The following is a 17,021-nucleotide window of genomic DNA, read 5'->3' on the forward strand; positions in this document are numbered from 1 at the left end:
TAAATGAAAAAATCCAGCAAAGTCTTTCGCTGGATTTGGGTTTTCTTTATTTTTTTCGCTTTTCAGCAATCTCCGCTGCCTTTTTAGGGAGAACAATCTCCGTTGCATAGGCTGTCGCAAATCGCATAATACCTGCAATTGGTGCAAAGATAACTGCTAGATGATTATAAAAGAAATCCCCTTTAAAAGCATAGGCAAGCGCTCCAATAATAAGGAAGAGAACAACTGCCTGAATCACTGCTAATAATATCACTCGTTTCATGACTTCCTCCTGAGTCTATTATAGCATGATAATCATTAAAAATCCGATTAAATTATTCAAGGCGTGAAGAGCCATACTATAAGCCAAACCACCCTTACTAATATAGGCCAAACCCAAGCTAAAGCCAAGTGAAGCATAAACTAGGAATTGTTGTGGAGTGCCAGGGAAATGAACAAGTGCAAAAATGATGGTGCTTACAAGAAGAAAGAGAACTGTCTGCTTGACGTTATCTTGTTGAGGAAAGACATAGCGGGCTAACATTCCTCTAAAGGTCAATTCTTCTGTCAGAGGCGCAAAGACCACTATCATAAAGAAAGAGAAAAGAGGTTGATTATGAGTCATTTGTTCTAACATCTGTTGATTGACTGATGGATCATTTGGTAAGAAATTTTGTGCTGCTATGACAAGAACCAATACCAAGGCAGGCAACCAGATGTATTTGTTAAGGGCTGTTTTTTCAATCGTAACGGTTCCTGTCTTATACCACTTGTAGGTAACGAAGGTGAAAATTCCTGCCAATAAGACATAAATTGGGACAGCAACATATTCAGGCGCACCCATTTTCATAGCCACTAAACCTACGCCCTGAATAAAACTATAGATCATAATAAATGATAAGAAAGTAAGGCTATACCAGCCAATGTTTTTAAGTGTTTTCATAATATTCTCCTATTTGAAATAACGTTTTGTTTTGCGCAATTGTGCCACATTCATGTACATATGGATGACAACTGCCACGAGTAGAGCCACCAACTGTACTTGTCCCAATACCACAGATAAAACTACTAAGACAACATAGATACCAGGAATGAGGAGCTGATTAACCTTGAACAAGATCAAGTAAGCTTCTTCCATCTCAGCCTGTTTTTCTCCCTCATCATAAGTGTCAAGGTAGTCCAAAACTTCCTTGGGAGTCGCCGTAATAGAAAGTTTGTAGTTACGAATCTTGCTGGTGATTTTGAGACAGTAAACACCCGACCAGATACCTACAACCAGCAAAAGTAAGGATGTTGCTGATAGACCTAAACCTCCCAAACCTAAAAGTAGACAGGATAGCATACAAATTTGGCAAACATTCCAAGCTACTGAAGCATAATCTAAGAAGCGATACGTGGCAAGGTAGTCTTGTTCGTTTTCTTCGTCCTCCTCTTCTCTTTGATAACTCTGATAGGCCTGATGGCTTTTTCTAGTGAAATAAAAAGTTAGAATCACCGTAAGCATCCCTAAACCAAGAAAGAATGATTTCAATGCAACGACTACTTGAGCTTGAGTGATACCTAAAGGATTAAGATCAAGGAAACCAGCAAATATTCCTAATAAAGCACTTGCAAGAAAAATCTTCAGTGCAAAAATGATATGTTTCTTTTCCATATTTCAACCTCTTTCTAAAACAAGCCAGACAACCATTGACCAAAAGCTTTACCTGATTCGAAGATAGCGGTCAAGCCTTCTGTCCCAAGTGATGCCAAAATCAAACAAACAGCAAGTAAGAGAATAGCTTGGTTTCTAGCTTTTTTTGCTCCATCCCCCAAGGGTTCATTGCCAAGCCAACCTGCTAGATAGGCATAGAGAGTTACTGTTATAATCCCAATCTCCGTAGAAGAGAGAAACAAGAAGACTGTCACCAAACGAACGATATTGGCTTGAATGTTAAAATAATTTCCTAAACCTGCACAAACACCTGCAAGTGCTTTGTTCTCTGTATCGATTTGAAAGCCTGCTAAAAACTCTTTCATAACTTTTCTCCTTTTACGATTTCTTTAAACTTTATCTTTCTCTCTACCCATCTAAAGACTAATAGTAAAACTATGTTAATCCAGAAGAGATATTTACTTTCGACGATAGAAAACCAACCAAATAGGCTTCCAATCATCGCCAAAAGATTTACGATAAACACAACTATAGATAGATAATAAATCACTTTATACTTGTTCATCACTCATCCTCCTCTAAGCGAAAGACTGACTCGACTGGCTCATTGAATATCTGAGCAATCTTCAGGGCAATGACGATGGATGGGGTATACTCATCTCGCTCAAGCAAGCTGATGGTTTGCCTGGACACGCCAGCTAGTTTGGCCAGCTCTGTTTGATTCAGGCCATCGCGAGCTCGAAGCTCTTTTAGACGATTTTTTAGCATGTCTTTACTCCTTTGTTCTTAACTTGATTTCATTGTAACACATCTTTTTATTTTTGACAAGTATATTTGTCAAAAAGTTTAAGATTTTTGTCATTTTGTAAAAGAAAAAGGTCAGAAGTGGTATCCTGACCGTATTTTTTTATTTGATAAAAGATTGCTTACTCAGCTGATGGAGCGCTTTGACTTTCTTTCAGCTGGTTTTTATCATCCTTTTTATAATCTCTTCTGACAATATAAAGCGTTGTTAGACTGATGAGAGTCAATACAGCACCTGTAACCCTTCCTTTTTGTGAGAAGACAAATTCTACTTTGTGTTGTCCAGAAGTAATCGGGAAGGAAATAAAGCTGTTCCATGCTTTTGTCACAGGGACATACTTACCATCCACTTTCACCTTCCAACCCTCGCTATAAGGGATAGAAGTCATCATATATTTACTGTCGTCAGTAATATTCACTGAACCGACGATATGAGTATTCGAGAATTTCTCAACTTGTAGACCTTGTGCCTTCCTTTTTTCTAAAGCACTTTGAATTTGACTGATTTCTGCTCGATAAACCCCTGCGTTTGAAAGGTCAACCTTATCTGTTTTAAAGCGGAACTCAAGTACAGATTCTTGATTCTCCGCATTATCTGCAATTTGCCAGAGTTGACGTTGCGTATTTCTCTTAGAATGAGTAAACCACTTGCCGTTCAGAAGGACGGAATAATCTTTCTCTGTATTTAGACCTGCAGGTACGAAGAAGTAATAAGTTAAATCTGTTCGAGGAGTAATTCGGTAGCGAACGATTGCATCCTTAGAAGAATCTACACGCTTGTAAACTGCAGTTCCTTTTTCTTTGTCGACATTTTCCTCAGTAAGATTTTCTGTTTCAACATCTCCGTAGGCTAGGGGTTTGAAGTAGTCGAGATAATTCTCTTCGCCTTTTTTCACACCTTCCATAGAGTTAAGGATGATATTTTGATTTTGAATAGCGTTGTTTTTACCGAAGTTGATATTTCTTACCAAATCATTTGTTCCATAAGCTAATGGGAAAGAATTTGGGTTTTCGTACACAATATAACGCTCATCTTCATATACCTTACGCGTGAAATAACGTTGCATATCAAAACGACTTGCAAAACGAGTGAAATACATTCTCTCAGGATGAGCTTCTTTCTCTGTAGGATCCAGATCCTTGACATCCATATAGTAACGAACACCGTATAGGGCATCTGTTAAGAGGGTCCCATTTTCATACTCTGTCGCCGCATTAATCCCTTGATCACCCATGTAGGCGAATTGATCCATGGTCGTACGCTCTAAGCTAGAACTAAAGGTACTTAAACCTGGGTAGGAAACAAGCGATGGCACTGTTTTTGAATAGGCAAAGGTGGAGGCGATTCGATAGAATGGTTGGTCTGCTTGTTTCTGAACATCATCTGTCACTTGTTTTACAGATACCGTTGCATCTACAAACTTATCTACATCCGCATACCCAAAGGTTGCTTGAGATAGATAAGCGTTGTAACCCAACTCAAAGATTGTTAAGGTAGATAAGGCAAGAATGGCTAATCTTGTCATTCTTGAGCGCAGTAAGAAGATAACCGCCAAGTAGACCAGCAAGGTTAATACAACCTGAGATAAGAGATAACCTGTTTGGAGAAGAATGCCTAAAAGAAGGACGACAGCCCCAGCTATCAATAGCACCATTTTTTTCACTTGAGGTGCTTTACGTGAACGACTCCAATAGAGATAAGAGCAGGCTGCAGTGATAGCTAATAGTAAAATCCAAAATACAATAACATTCTTTGTTAGAAATTGAGTCAATGCTTCTGGCTGTGTTTTTGGAAGATAGGTGAATTTCTTTGTATAGAGATAAATTGCTGATAAAACTAGTAACACAGCTGAAAGCAACTTCCCTCTGCGAGAAATTTCTACTTGTCCCTTAACTACCTGATAGGCTAAAACGAGCATAAAGAACGAGAATAACCATGAGAAACGGAAGAAGAATCCAGCTGGATTTTGTCCCATATGCCAGATTTTACTTACAAACTCATTGACAAAGGAAAGGAAGAAGACGAAGGTGACTGCTCCTGCAGCCCAACGTTTTTCCTTAGCTATCTGCTTTGACGTAAAGTAGAGGATAAAACCTAGAAATCCTAAAGCGCCGATGTAGATATTGGGAAGGTTTGGTCCAGCTGACCAGCCTGAGGCAGTATCAAAACCACCGATAGCTAGTTTAGACAGAATATCCACAGGATTAATCTGAAAGGCCAAGGAGAATTTCATGGCATCTCCAACTTGCCCCTTACTCTCAAGGAGATTATAGAAAACTGGCACAATCAATACCGATGCCGTAGCAACCCCAATGACAGAGAAGGCAAATGTTTTTACCAGAGGACTCAAGAAGTGTTTCAGCTTCTGTTTCAGAGTTCCCTGAATAGAGAGGCGTGGTGAAACATAATAACAAGAGTATAGGACGATAAAAATCGAAATCATATACCCCATATAGAACTGCAGAAAGACTGTTAGTCCTAAAATAAAGGCATAACGATAGGGTCTTCCTCCATCCAAAATCTCTTCCAGATAAACGATAACGAGCGGTAGCATAATCATGGCATCATAGAAAATGACGTTCATCTGGTAAGAAACGAGCATCCCTGAAAGAGCATAGGCTGTTGCAAATAAAGGCACCAACCACACACGTGATTCTGCACCTTTATAGCGCTTAATCAGGAAATGAGAGAAAGAAAGTCCGATTGCACCGTATCTGAGCCAAATGGTCAGAAAGACAGCTAAACCATAGTGTTTGAAGGGGATAAGAATATAAAAAATATTAAAGGGACTCATCAAGTAATAGCCCAAAACCCCTATCATGTCTCCACCGAGAGATTTAGTAAAAGAGTAAGTCAGGCTACTCAAATCACCAGTAAGTATCGCATTTTTAAGCAAGCCAAAAAAGCTGATATACTGCTGACCAAAGTCAACTGCCATCAGGCTTTTATTCCCAAAAGGATAGCTACCCATGAAAAACCAAACTACCAGCATAATGGTCATCGGTAGTAAGGCACTCATCGTATAAAGCAAGGCTTTAGGGTGTTTCCCTTTCAATTCTTGCCAACGCATTAACCACTTATCCATGTTTGTTTTCTCCTATACCATTTTAACCAATCTTATCTTTTTCAGCTTGGTCAATATTACTTTTTGCGACGATAAAGTGAGGACGTTGCTTCACCTCGTAATAAATCTTTCCAATATACTCTCCAAGTACTCCTATGAAAATGAGTTGCACACTACTAAACAAGATAATGGCTGCTATTGTAGTGAAATAGCCACTCGTATAGTCGGAAGAAAAGATAAATTTACAAAATTCATAAACAATGTAGAGAAGAGACAGAGCCATGCTGACAAATCCAAATTGGATACAAATTCTAAGAGGACGATCATTAAACGAAATAATCCCCTGGAAAGCATAGTTCATAGACTTCTTAAAGCCGAATTTACTTTTTCCTGCCTTACGAACTTCATTTTTATAAGGAATAACCTTCTCTTTAAAACCGATCCACTCATAAAGCCCTTTGTTAAATCGGTTGTACTCAGGCAGCGAAACAAACACATCCACAGCTCTCTTGCTGAGGAGTCGTAATTCAGATTTCCCGTCTGTTAACTTGACATCCATGGAATGGTTCGAGAATTTATAAAAACTACGAGCAAAGAAGCTTCCTACAAATGACTCCCCTTCTCGAGTTCTCTGACCGCTGACAATGTCATATCCTTCTTTATAAGCTTCTACAAAGAGAGGGATAAGGTAGGGCGGATGTTGCAAATCACCATCCATCACCATAACTGCATCACCAGTCGCATACTTAAAACCTGCAAGAATTCCACTCTCGCGTCCAAAGTTTCTACTAAAGCTGATATACTTGACCCGTGGGTTTTCATTGGCAATAGCATCGATTAATTCTAGTGTGCTATCGCTACTGCCGTCATCCACATAGAGAATTTCGTAGTCAGACAGTTCTTCCGATAAAATCATACTCTCTAACTGCTCAGAGATGGCTTTATGCGTTTGAGCGAGAACTAATTCTTCATTTAAAAGAGTGATAAGAATTGATAGTTTCATCTAAATACTCCATAATATCTACTTTTTTAAAAAAGGGAGAGAGCCATGCTCTCCCCTATCTAAAGAAACTCAACTATTACTTATTAGAATATTTACGTTTCAATACAACTGTGCCTGATAAGATGACGATTCCTGCAAATACCAAGCCAGTTCCTACGGCTTCTCCAGTTTTAGGAAGTTTTGGTTTCTCATCTGTTGTAGTCGTTGATCCTTCTGTTGTTGAAGTGGTTGTTGGCCCTTCTGTTGATGCGGTCGTTGAAGTTGTCGTTGATCCTTCTGTTGTTGAAGTAGTTTTTGGCTCTTCTGTTGTTGTAGTTGTAGAAGTTGTCGCTGGTTCTTCTGTTGTTGTAGTTGTAGAAGTTGTCGCTGGACCTTCTGTCGTTGTAGTTGTAGAAGTTGTCGCTGGACCTTCTGTCGTTGTAGTTGTAGAAGTTGTCGCTGGACCTTCTGTCGTTGTAGTTGTAGAAGTTGTCGCCGGTTCTTCTGTTGTTGTAGTTGTAGAAGTTGTCGCTGGACCTTCTGTCGTTGTAGTTGTAGAAGTTGTCGCTGGACCTTCTGTCGTTGTAGTTGTAGAAGTTGTCGTTGGTTCTTCTGTCGTTGTAGTTGTAGAAGTTGTCGTTGGTTCTTCTGTCGTTGTAGTTGTAGAAGTTGTCGTTGGACCTTCTGTCGTTGTAGTTGTAGAAGTTGTCGTTGGTTCTTCTGTCGTTGTAGTTGTAGAAGTTGTCGTTGGTTCTTCTGTCGTTGTAGTTGTAGAAGTTGTCGTTGTGGTTGTTGTGGTCGTAGTTGTAGTTGTAGTAGTCTTATCTCCACTACCCTCACCTGAACCTGTTTCTAAACGGGTCAAGGCCTTAATTGGAGTACGCTTTTCGAAGTTGCTTGCTGTCCATTCCAAAACATTGGCAACTTGAGTATCTTTTGGAAGTTCCGAAGTCAACTCTGTTGTGTACTCAATGTACATCGCCCAATTCCAGTTGTCACCAAAGTTAATGGTGAATCCTGTGATTTTACCATCCGCATTTCGAGTGAATTCAGCTTTTTTGCTAAAGTTATCGATTGGTTCCAATTTAAGAAGTGCTGCTTCATTTGGAATTTTTTCTGGTTGAGTCGCATAACGAACTGCACGGAAAGAGCTTTCTACCAATACTTGTCCACTATCGCTAAAGTCATCCTTGATGACCATGTTGTTCAATTTATCCTGAACAGCGTTCAAAACAACACGCCACTTGATGCGGTTAGGATTTTCTGAATCTTGGTAACCATATTTCATTTCATAGTCACCAGCTTCACCGTCTGTTTTATTGTAATTGAGGGTATATTTTTCTGTCCCGAATTGGAAAGTATAGTTACCTGATTCTGGTAAGTTGGTTACGTTTGGACGAACAGAATATTTCAAAGACATTACCTTATCCTTGTAATTCTTAGAGAAATAATCTGTAAAAGTAATCGTTACTTTTTGAGTGCTTGGATCTGTCACAGCATTCCCAATTACTTCACCACTGCTATGGGTAATTGGAAATTCTAGCTTGGTGATCAAGCCCAATTCTTTAGGAAGGTCAAGTACCAGTACATCGCCTTCGTTAATTTGTTGAGTATCAGGGAAAGAAATGGTATTGGTTGCTTCCAAAACTTTACCTGTTCCGATTTGAGTGTCCGATGTCAATGGTTGACCATCAACAGTGATTGATGTTTTATTGGTATAGTCTGTAACATCAGCTGCAAATACTGTTGTCAGTACCGTCAAAGATAACACGATTATACCCAAAAATGCAAACACGCGCATCGTGTTCTTTTTAAAATAATTCATGGTTGACTCCTTTTGATTAATCAAATATATCATAGCATTTTTTGAATTCGTTTACAAGTGATTTTTATAATATCCCTCTTTCCCATCCAAAAACATTCAGTTTTTTTCAACCTTTTATACAAAAAAGACTTCAATGGTCGAATTTTTTATTAAATAAAAACCAGGAATAAAACCCTGGTTCATTACTTTACTATTAAAAGCCTAATTTTTCAAATACTTCTGAGAAATTTTGACAGATAGCATCAAGCGAAACTTCTACTTCTTCTCGAGTTTGGTTGTTCTTAACCTTGACTTGTCCACTTTCGACTTCGCTCTCTCCCAGAGTGATAAGAGTCTTAGCAGCAAAAACATCGGCTGACTTAAACTGAGCTTTAAGCTTGCGGTTGAGGTAATCACGCTCTGCTTTGAAACCTTGTTGGCGAAGAGCCTGTACTAATTCCAAGGCCTTAACATTTGCTCCTTCTCCCAAGACTGCGATATAGACATCTAGGGCATTTTCGATAGGGAGAACCACTCCTTGCTTTTCAAGGACTAGAAGAAGACGCTCTACACCAAGTCCAAAGCCAAAGCCAGCAGTTTCAGGACCGCCAAAGTAAGCAACCAAGCCATCATAGCGACCACCTGCACAGACTGTCAATTCATTGCCCTCGATTTCTGTGATAAACTCAAAAATCGTGTGGTTATAGTAGTCCAAACCACGCACCATGTTGGTATCGATGATATAGGCTACTCCGAGATTTTCCAACATCTGACGAACAGCATCAAAGTGAGCTTGGCTTTCTGTATCCAGGTAATCCAAGATAGATGGTGCATTCTCCACAGCTACCTTGTCTTCTTTTTCCTTCGAGTCCAAGACACGGAGAGGATTTTCCTCCAAACGACGTTGGCTATCCTTAGATAAGCTATCTTTGAGCGGTGTTAAGTAGTCAATCAAGGCCTGACGGTATGCTGCACGGCTCTCAGGATTTCCAAGGGTGTTGAGGTGTAGTTTGACACCTTGAACACCGATTGCTTTCAAGAAGTGGGCTGCCATAGCGATCGTTTCTACATCAGTAGCTGGATTGCTAGAGCCAAAGCACTCCACACCAATCTGGTGGAATTGGCGCAAACGACCTGCTTGTGGGCGCTCATAGCGGAACATTGGCCCCATGTAGTAGAACTTACTTGGTTTTTGAACTTCTGGTGCAAAGAGTTTGTTTTCCACATAAGAACGAACGACTGGAGCAGTTCCTTCTGGACGGAGGGTAATATGACGGTCTCCCTTGTCGTAAAAATCATACATTTCCTTGGTTACGATATCAGTTGTGTCTCCAACAGAACGACTGATGACTTCGTAGTGCTCAAATATTGGGGTACGCACTTCTGCGTAGTTGTAGCGTTTGAAGATTTCACGCGCAAAGCCTTCAACGTACTGCCATTTGGCAGACTCAGCAGGTAAAATATCCTGCGTTCCTTTTGGTTTTTGTAATTTCATAGGGAATCCTCTTTATAACTTAATAGTCCTATTTTACCATAAATGACGGGATTGGGACAGTGAGAAAAGAAGACTAACACCTAAATTTCATTTTTGAGATTAAGACTAGCTAGGAGAATTGCAAGCAAGGAAAGCCCAACAAACAGAGACCATGTTAACTGTATATCCCATACTGCCACCAGTGAAAAACAGGCCGTCCCCACTGGTATAGATAGAGTAAACAACAAACCTAAAAAATTACTGGTACGAGAGAGAACCTCTGGAGCAAGATTTTTCATGAGCAGAGCACTAATCTTTGGAGAAATTTTCCCAGAAACATACATGGTAAAAAAGACGAAAAGCATCCCGAGCAAGACTTGGTTTAACAAATTAGATAGACCAACTAGACTGGCTCCTAATGTAACCCACATCATCAATCTAGGCAGAGATTGCTTCCCAAAATAATCATTGCCAGTAAGGCTACTGATGATAACAGCTAATAAGGTAATCAATTGTAAGATAAACAATGCATCCTTGTAGGAAAAATTCAGTAAGGAATGATTTAAAAGGAAGATGTTATAGATACCACCTAAGGCACCACCCAATGCATTGATAAGCAGGATAGCAAAGAGCATAAAACCAAAGTTTTTCTGTCCACTTTTAAGAAAAACGAGACGTAGATTTCGGTAAATCGTAAAAAACTGATCTTTGATAGAAAGCTTCTCATTTTTCAGTGATTTACTATCCGCAAACGGAGTTGGTAAGCTTAATTCAGCCCTTCCTAAAAAGAGAATGAGAGCTGACACTAGGAAAAATATGGCATTGATTCCCGCTACGAGCGAAAAGTTCTGTGTTGACACCCCTAATAGCCAAACTCCAAAAGCTTGGCCGCCAATCGCAGAGATGTAGGTAATAAACTGCGAAAAGGAATAGGCCTCCATCAGATCTGACTCTGCTACCTTTTCTTTAACGAGAGGCATTCGCAAGCCACCAGCAAAATCACTGGCTACATCACTAATGACATTGATGAGGCAAAGGGTCGAAAAGGCAAAGAAACTAGCTTGCTGAACAACTAGGGCTGCTAGAAAAAATAAAACCGCCTGAAATAAACCGACATAGGTCATCCATTTGACCTTGTCCTTGGTATAATCTGCCCGAATTCCCACAAAAACTGTAAAAAGAGTTGGAAGCATCATCACAACATTCGCCATAGCAACGGCAACAGAAGCCTCTGGCAAAGTCGAGGCATAGACCACAAATACTAAATTAAAAATGGAAGCGCCAAAAGCATTGAAAAATCGTGATAAGCTCAAAACTCTGTATGCTTGATTTCTTAGTAATAGTTTCATATAGATTCCTTTCTTTCTCACATTCTACTTTTATGGTAGCTCTAGTATAGCATCAAGAAGCCCTTGAGAATATTTTTTGAATATATGCAACAGATTAAACGAATAACGAAAACGCTAGAATTTGTCTAATGTTAATTGGTATCTTCCTAGCCCTATCGTTTCAATTTAATTTATCCAGTTGCAGATATTCAACACTCTATGACACTTCTATAATAGTCTGCAGATTTGCTACAACCAATTATCTCGAAAATACGGACAGCATCTTCCATCTTTTTTCGACCTTCTTCTACCCTTCCTTGTTTACTATCAAGCAAACCTTCTGCCCATAGGTAGACTATTCGAAAATAGGTTTCATTTTCTTCAAAGAAGTTCTTTTCAATTTGTTTTTTGAAATAAAGGGCATTGGTAAAATCATCAACTTCAATACAGGCCATAAAACCATTGAGGAGCAAGGTGTGCATCATATTCCGATTTTTCCCAACTCCTTGCAAGAAATCTGACTTCCGCAACATTTCCCGAGTATACTTTGTCAAAAGCTGGACTGATAAAAGAGGAGAGTAGGAAGAAAAGAACGAAAGTTCATAGAGCCCCCAAATTTCAACAGAAAATAGATAATCATGTAGGACTCTTTCTTCCTCAGAGGTCAATGTAACTGTCACATCAATAGCTTTCATATAGGATTTTATCAAAATAGCATTGAGAATGTGTTGCTGTTTATCCTTTGAAAAAGGATGTTGTTGGTATTCTCTCTGATAGAGAGTACTCAGGGATATTAAATCTTGTGGATCGATAGCCTCAAACATTCTGTTTCTAAATTCAGAATAGGCATCCTGATGAAAACCTCTCGCCAAAAATAACAATTCTTCCATACTCGCATGAATATTCTCCAAAGCTGTGATTAACTTTGGAGCAGATATGTCACTCTGACCATTTTCAAAACGCGACAATAAGGATGCTGAAAAGCGTCCACCTGTTGCTTTTCTCAAGGAGATTTTTCTGGACTCCCTTAACTCTTTAAAAACTTTTCCTAAATTCTTCCTCCTCTTACCACTCGTCTTTTATTTTTTCCTATTTTACCACATTTCCTAATAAATACTAGTTCCAAGCCAGTATTTACAATCTCCCACAGGCATGATACAATGAAAACCATCAGATATACGAAGGAGAACTTATGAAAAAGAATATCTTGACAACCCTTGTTGCTGCCCTTGTCTACTTTCTCTGTATCGGAGTGGGGGTTCTACTAGGGAACCTTGTCGACCACACTGGAAATATGTTTTACGCCCCTGCCTTTTCTGCTCTTGTGGGTGGTAGCGTCTATATGATCCTTTTAGCAAAGGTTCCTCGTTTTGGAGCGATTACTACGATTGGACTTGTAATTTCTCTATTTTTCCTCGGGAGCAAGCATGGTGCTGGAGCCTTTCTGCCAGGTATTATCTGTGGTCTTGCAGCAGATGGCATCGCTCACCTAGGACATTACAAGGATAAGGTTAAAAACCTTCTTTCCTTCCTAGTTTTTGCCTTTGGTACTACTGGTCCCATCCTACTCATGTGGTTGACCCCTCAAGCCTATATCGCAACTCTAGTCGCTCGTGGAAAATCTCAGGACTATATCGATCGCATTATGGTTGCACCGAATCCTGCTAATATCCTCCTCTTTATCACAAGTGTTCTCATCGGCGCTTTACTTGGTGCCCTGATTGGACAAACACTTAGTAAGAAGTTGACACATAAAAGTTAAATAAAAAGAGCCACACGGCTCTTTTTTTATTTATGACTTAATTTCTTGGTCAACAAGTCTCCCAAGAACTGAATTGTAAAGATAATCAGAATAATGATAAGTGTCGCAAGGACTGTCACATCATGATTGAAACGGTTAAATCCATAAGCGATAGCTACGTTACCAATACCTCCAGCCCCAACTGCTCCCGCCATAGCTGTTTCACCGACGAGGGAGATCAAGGTCACAGTCGTCACACGAATCAAGTCTGGTAGACCTTCTGATAGGTAAACACCCACGATATCCCAGAAAGTAGCTCCGCTAGCTTGAGCTGCCTCGATGACACCGCCATCTAGTTCTGCCAATACCACCTGTACTTGACGGGCAAAAAAGGCAAAGACTGCAAAAGATAGGGGTACAATAGCCGCATTTGGCCCGATACTTGTCCCTACGATTAGATGAGAGAAGGGTGACAAGACTGCCAAGAGAATAATAAATGGCACCGCACGGAAGATTGACGTGATCTTGTCTAAAATCCAGAAAACAACTTTATTTTCCAAGACACCACCTGGAGCTGTCAAGACAAGGAAAAGCCCTGCAACCAGCCCTAGGAAACCTCCAATGATAAAGGAAAGAACCGTCATATACAGGGTCAAGTAGATTGCTGTTCCCCAGCCAGCTTGACCAGACCAACCCATCTTGTAGACGTTTGGTAAGTATGCTTTAATCAATTCTGCCATCTTACTGTCCTCCCTTCAATACTTTTAGTTGCACACCAGCCTGACGGATGGCATCTTGAGCGCTTGCCAAGGCTTCTTTTTCCCCTGACAAGACAACCACAAGTTCACCAACAGGAGTGCCATCCAAAATTTCAATATTTCCATAAAGAATATTGGCTGTTACTTGGTAGTGCTTGTACAATTCATTCAGAAGTGGTTCATCTGTAGAAGCGCCTGCATACTTGAGTTGTACCAAAATGCTGTTTTCAGATAAGTGCTCTACGATTTCTTGTTTCTCAATCTTGACCATAGCTTCATCGATACCTGTCGCCGTTGAGATAAAGTCCTGGGTCAATGGTTGCTTAGGATCTGAGAAGATTTCAAGAACGCTGCCCTCTTCAATCAAGCGGCCATCCTGCATAACTGCCACACGATTAGCAATATCTTTGACAATCTGCATCTCATGTGTAATTAAGACAATGGTCAAACCTAGTTTACGATTCAATTCTTGTAAGAGTGACAAGATTTGTTTCGTTGTCTTTGGATCAAGAGCTGAAGTTGACTCGTCCGAAATCAAAATTTTTGGATCATTAGCCAAGGCACGCGCAATAGCCACACGTTGTTTTTGACCTCCAGATAGTTGTGAAGGATAGTTTTCAGCACGGTCTGCAAGACCAACCAAGTCAAGCAATTTAGCTACTTTAGCCTTCTTATCTTTCTCACTAAGTCCAGAATGTTTGAGGGCAAAAGCTACGTTTTCCTCTGCTGTCTTCTGACTCATAAGGTTAAAGTGTTGGAAAATCATCCCAATATCTTGACGCTTACGACGTAATTGCCCGGCAGTTAAGGTTTCTTTACCATCGAAAATCACATCATCATCTACAGTAATTCGACCTGCAGATGGTTTTTGTAAAAGGTTAATAACACGAACCAGGGTTGACTTTCCTGCTCCAGAATATCCAACGATTCCGTAGATATCCCCTTCTTGGATGTGAATGGTCACATCTTTAACCGCTGTGATGGTTCTTTTCTTTTGATGAAAAGTCACATCGATTTGATCTAACTTGATAATATCTCTACTCATAGCTTCTAATCAGCTCCTCTACTAATTCAATATGGGTGTAGTAATCGGCGATTCGCACGTTTTCATCTCCACCGTGGTCTCGGCTGTTGGCATTTCCTAGCCCAAAAGCGACCATAGGTACTTCCAAGGCATCGAATACGGTATGCATAGGACCTGTTCCAGCCGTTGTCGGCAAAACAGATACGCCCTGTGGATAGAATTTCTTGGACAGTTCAATGACATTGAGAATAGCTGGCGCACTCATGTCACTTCGATAGCTCATCTCACCCAAAGTATAGTACAATTCTACCTTATCAAAACCGTTTTTGTCTAGTTGTTTCCGAATTTTCTCCAAAACATCATGAGGTTCGAGGCCAGGAACCAAACGAACTTCTAGCTTAGCACTAGCTTCTGCTGGCAAGATTGTTTTGACCCCTTGCCCTTGATATCCTGACTGGATTCCTTCGATATTGAGAGCTGGTTCAAAGAAAAAACGTTTTAGAAATGCAGTACGTTCCTCTTGTAACAGTGGTAATTCCAAGCCATAAATCTGGCTGATTTCCTCTGGATTGCGTTGAGCATAGGTTTCAACCAAGTCCAACTCGCGTTCGTTCGACTCTTGAACATCATCGTACAAACCCTCAACTAAAATACGCCCATCTGCAGCTCGCAAACTGGTCAAGGCTTGAATGAGGTACCAAGGAGCTGACTCAACAATGCCGCCATAACTAGAGTGGATATCCACATCGGCACTCTTAACCTTGGCATCAAAGGTCACAATCCCCTTGTTTCCACCTGAGATTTCTAACTGCTCTAAGGCATTTTTGGTTCCTTGTTCCCAGACTAATAGATCTGCACCTCGGAGCTTGTCCGCATGTTTTTCTAGATATTTATCCAAATCCATAGAGGCCGATTCCTCTGCCCCTTCCATGATGAAGCTGATATTGACAGGAAGGTCGTCATGGTGTTGCATATATTTTCTCAGAGCACTCAAGCGAGCAGTGATATGCCCCTTGTCATCATCCACCCCACGCCCATACATGATACCATCACGGACAGAAAGAGTAAACGGATCCTCGGTCCAAACTTGGTCACCATCTGCTGGTACTGTGTCATAGTGGTTGTAGAAAATGATAGTCTTGGCATTTGGTCGTGAACTTTTGAAATGTGCCATGACAAAAGGCGCCGTATAACTCTCGTCAATCTCAACTTCTGCACCAACACGTTTAAAAATCTCACCTAGATAACGAGCCACCTCTTTCAGGCCAACTCGTTGGGCAAAGACTGATTTTTTAGAAATCAAGGTACGCAAAACTTCAAAATAATGTTGCGCTACATGATCCTTTTCAAACTTTTCAATTTGTTCTTCTTGGCTAGGGAAAACCATTTTCTCTCTACCTTTCTACTAGGACTTGTACCTTTAGAATCAATACAAGTGGATTTCATTTGCTTGAGGCTCTATATAAAAGCAAGAGGTGGAAAAAATCTCTCCCACCTCCCTGTGTTTATTACCAAACTGGTTGATCCAAGCCGTCTGAAGTTTCTTCGATGACTTTTTTCACTTCATCAGTGTGGTAAGCTGCGATAATTTTCTTGATTGCATCAGCTTTAGGTGATGATTCCCAATCTTTTTTCGCAACGATGATGTTGTACCATTGTTTTGAGTTTTCGTCAGCTTGCTCTTTAAAGAGTGCTTTCTTGTAGTCCAATTTGGCTTCTGTAACAAAAGTGTTGTTTACAACAGCTGCATCAACTGATGTCAATGAACGAGCTGTTTGGCTAGCATCCAATTCAGTGATTTTCAAGTTCTTTGGATTTTCTTTGATGTTTGCGATTGTAGCAAGTTCAGTTCCTGAAACATCCAACTTGATCAAACCAGCTGATTGAAGAAGGTAAAGGGCACGGCTTTCGTTAGTAGCATCGTTTGGAATTGCGATTTCACCGTTATCTGGGATTTCTTCCACTTTAGTGTACTTGTTTTCTTCTCCGTTTTTACCTGAGTAAAGGCGGATTGGTGAGATATAAGTATCTGCAATCGCTACAAGATCTTTACCGTTTTCTTTGTTCCAGTTGTTCAAGAAGTTGTAGTGTTGGAAAGCGTTCAAGTCTACTTCACCATCAGCAGTTGCTTTATTTGGTTGTGAGTAGTCTGTAAACTCTGTGAATTCCAATTTAATTCCGTCTTTTTCAACCAATTCTTGGACTTTGTCCCAACGTGCTTCTTCTGAACCGCTACGGTTAACAGTCGCAATTTTAACTGTAGTTGTATTGTCCGCTTTCTTGTCTGAATTTCCGCAAGCTGCAAGTGTAAGGCCTGCTACTGTAGCGATAGCTGCTACGCTTAACCATTTTTTGATTTTCATGATTCATTCTCCTTTAAAAATAATACCGTAATAGTATCTCATACT

General features: G+C 40.2%; 17 protein-coding genes. 1 reads left to right on the top strand and 16 read right to left on the bottom strand.

All coding sequences use genetic code 11. From position 1 onward, the window contains the following. Positions 1–46: 46 nt before the first annotated feature. The 12 genes from QM857_RS04830 to QM857_RS04885 all read right to left on the bottom strand — a co-directional run bounded on the left by QM857_RS04830 (position 47) and on the right by QM857_RS04885 (position 12,103). On the bottom strand, positions 47–262 hold the full coding sequence (locus QM857_RS04830; RefSeq protein ID WP_049496767.1) for a hypothetical protein: 216 nt from the start codon (positions 260–262) through the stop codon (positions 47–49). A gap of 18 nt (positions 263–280) precedes the next feature. After that, positions 281–922 (bottom strand): CPBP family intramembrane glutamic endopeptidase, encoded by a 642-nt coding sequence (locus tag QM857_RS04835; RefSeq protein ID WP_049496764.1) that lies wholly within the window; start codon positions 920–922, stop codon positions 281–283. A 9-nt stretch (positions 923–931) separates the two neighbouring features. Next, positions 932–1,633, bottom strand: a complete 702-nt coding sequence (locus tag QM857_RS04840; RefSeq protein ID WP_049496763.1) for a DUF3169 family protein — start codon at positions 1,631–1,633, stop codon at positions 932–934. Positions 1,634–1,647: 14 nt separating this feature from the next. Further along, positions 1,648–1,998 carry a PspC domain-containing protein gene (locus tag QM857_RS04845; protein ID WP_414259827.1) on the bottom strand — a complete coding sequence of 117 codons (351 nt, stop codon included), beginning with the start codon at positions 1,996–1,998 and terminating at the stop codon, positions 1,648–1,650. Next, complete coding sequence (locus tag QM857_RS04850; RefSeq protein ID WP_263394260.1) at positions 1,995–2,198, bottom strand: hypothetical protein; 204 nt, start codon at positions 2,196–2,198, stop codon at positions 1,995–1,997. Before QM857_RS04850 ends, QM857_RS04845 begins: the two co-directional genes overlap by 4 nt. Beyond that, positions 2,198–2,401 (bottom strand): helix-turn-helix transcriptional regulator, encoded by a 204-nt coding sequence (locus tag QM857_RS04855; RefSeq protein WP_000916945.1) that lies wholly within the window; start codon positions 2,399–2,401, stop codon positions 2,198–2,200. Before QM857_RS04855 ends, QM857_RS04850 begins: the two co-directional genes overlap by 1 nt. A gap of 158 nt (positions 2,402–2,559) precedes the next feature. Beyond that, positions 2,560–5,523 (bottom strand): glycosyltransferase PgfM1, encoded by a 2,964-nt coding sequence (pgfM1, locus tag QM857_RS04860; protein ID WP_414259828.1) that lies wholly within the window; start codon positions 5,521–5,523, stop codon positions 2,560–2,562. A gap of 22 nt (positions 5,524–5,545) precedes the next feature. Beyond that, the gene (gene pgfS, locus QM857_RS04865) at positions 5,546–6,505 is read right to left on the bottom strand and encodes a glycosyltransferase PgfS (RefSeq protein WP_414275238.1); all 960 of its coding nucleotides are present in this window, start codon (positions 6,503–6,505) and stop codon (positions 5,546–5,548) included. Positions 6,506–6,581: 76 nt separating this feature from the next. Next, on the bottom strand, positions 6,582–8,309 hold the full coding sequence (locus QM857_RS04870; RefSeq protein ID WP_414275239.1) for an Ig-like domain-containing protein: 1,728 nt from the start codon (positions 8,307–8,309) through the stop codon (positions 6,582–6,584). A 193-nt stretch (positions 8,310–8,502) separates the two neighbouring features. Continuing rightward, a complete protein-coding gene (hisS, locus tag QM857_RS04875; RefSeq protein ID WP_414275241.1) occupies positions 8,503–9,783 on the bottom strand; it encodes a histidine--tRNA ligase in 1,281 nt (426 codons plus the stop codon). An 80-nt stretch (positions 9,784–9,863) separates the two neighbouring features. After that, positions 9,864–11,111, bottom strand: a complete 1,248-nt coding sequence (locus QM857_RS04880; protein ID WP_414275242.1) for a transporter — start codon at positions 11,109–11,111, stop codon at positions 9,864–9,866. A 188-nt stretch (positions 11,112–11,299) separates the two neighbouring features. Further along, positions 11,300–12,103: an Rgg/GadR/MutR family transcriptional regulator gene (locus tag QM857_RS04885; RefSeq protein WP_414275280.1), complete on the bottom strand. Its 804-nt coding sequence runs from the start codon at positions 12,101–12,103 to the stop codon at positions 11,300–11,302. Positions 12,104–12,282: 179 nt separating this feature from the next. Here QM857_RS04885 and QM857_RS04890 point away from each other — a divergent pair, with 179 nt between their 5' ends. Beyond that, the gene (locus tag QM857_RS04890) at positions 12,283–12,852 is read left to right on the top strand and encodes an MptD family putative ECF transporter S component (protein ID WP_414275243.1); all 570 of its coding nucleotides are present in this window, start codon (positions 12,283–12,285) and stop codon (positions 12,850–12,852) included. Positions 12,853–12,878: 26 nt separating this feature from the next. On the opposite strand, the gene QM857_RS04895 is transcribed toward QM857_RS04890, so the two are convergent. The 4 genes from QM857_RS04895 to QM857_RS04910 all read right to left on the bottom strand — a co-directional run bounded on the left by QM857_RS04895 (position 12,879) and on the right by QM857_RS04910 (position 16,976). Further along, positions 12,879–13,571, bottom strand: a complete 693-nt coding sequence (locus tag QM857_RS04895; protein WP_414275244.1) for a methionine ABC transporter permease — start codon at positions 13,569–13,571, stop codon at positions 12,879–12,881. Between the two features lies 1 nt (position 13,572). Next, positions 13,573–14,634, bottom strand: coding sequence for a methionine ABC transporter ATP-binding protein (locus QM857_RS04900; protein WP_414275245.1), 1,062 nt, complete (start codon positions 14,632–14,634; stop codon positions 13,573–13,575). Beyond that, complete coding sequence (locus tag QM857_RS04905; RefSeq protein WP_414275246.1) at positions 14,627–16,000, bottom strand: M20 family metallopeptidase; 1,374 nt, start codon at positions 15,998–16,000, stop codon at positions 14,627–14,629. Before QM857_RS04905 ends, QM857_RS04900 begins: the two co-directional genes overlap by 8 nt. A 121-nt stretch (positions 16,001–16,121) precedes the next feature. Continuing rightward, the gene (locus QM857_RS04910) at positions 16,122–16,976 is read right to left on the bottom strand and encodes a MetQ/NlpA family ABC transporter substrate-binding protein (protein ID WP_414275247.1); all 855 of its coding nucleotides are present in this window, start codon (positions 16,974–16,976) and stop codon (positions 16,122–16,124) included. Between the last annotated feature and the right edge of the window lie 45 nt (positions 16,977–17,021).

It is taken from the genome of Streptococcus infantis (assembly GCF_047463315.1).
In the GTDB taxonomy this organism is placed as follows: domain Bacteria; phylum Bacillota; class Bacilli; order Lactobacillales; family Streptococcaceae; genus Streptococcus; species Streptococcus infantis_AB.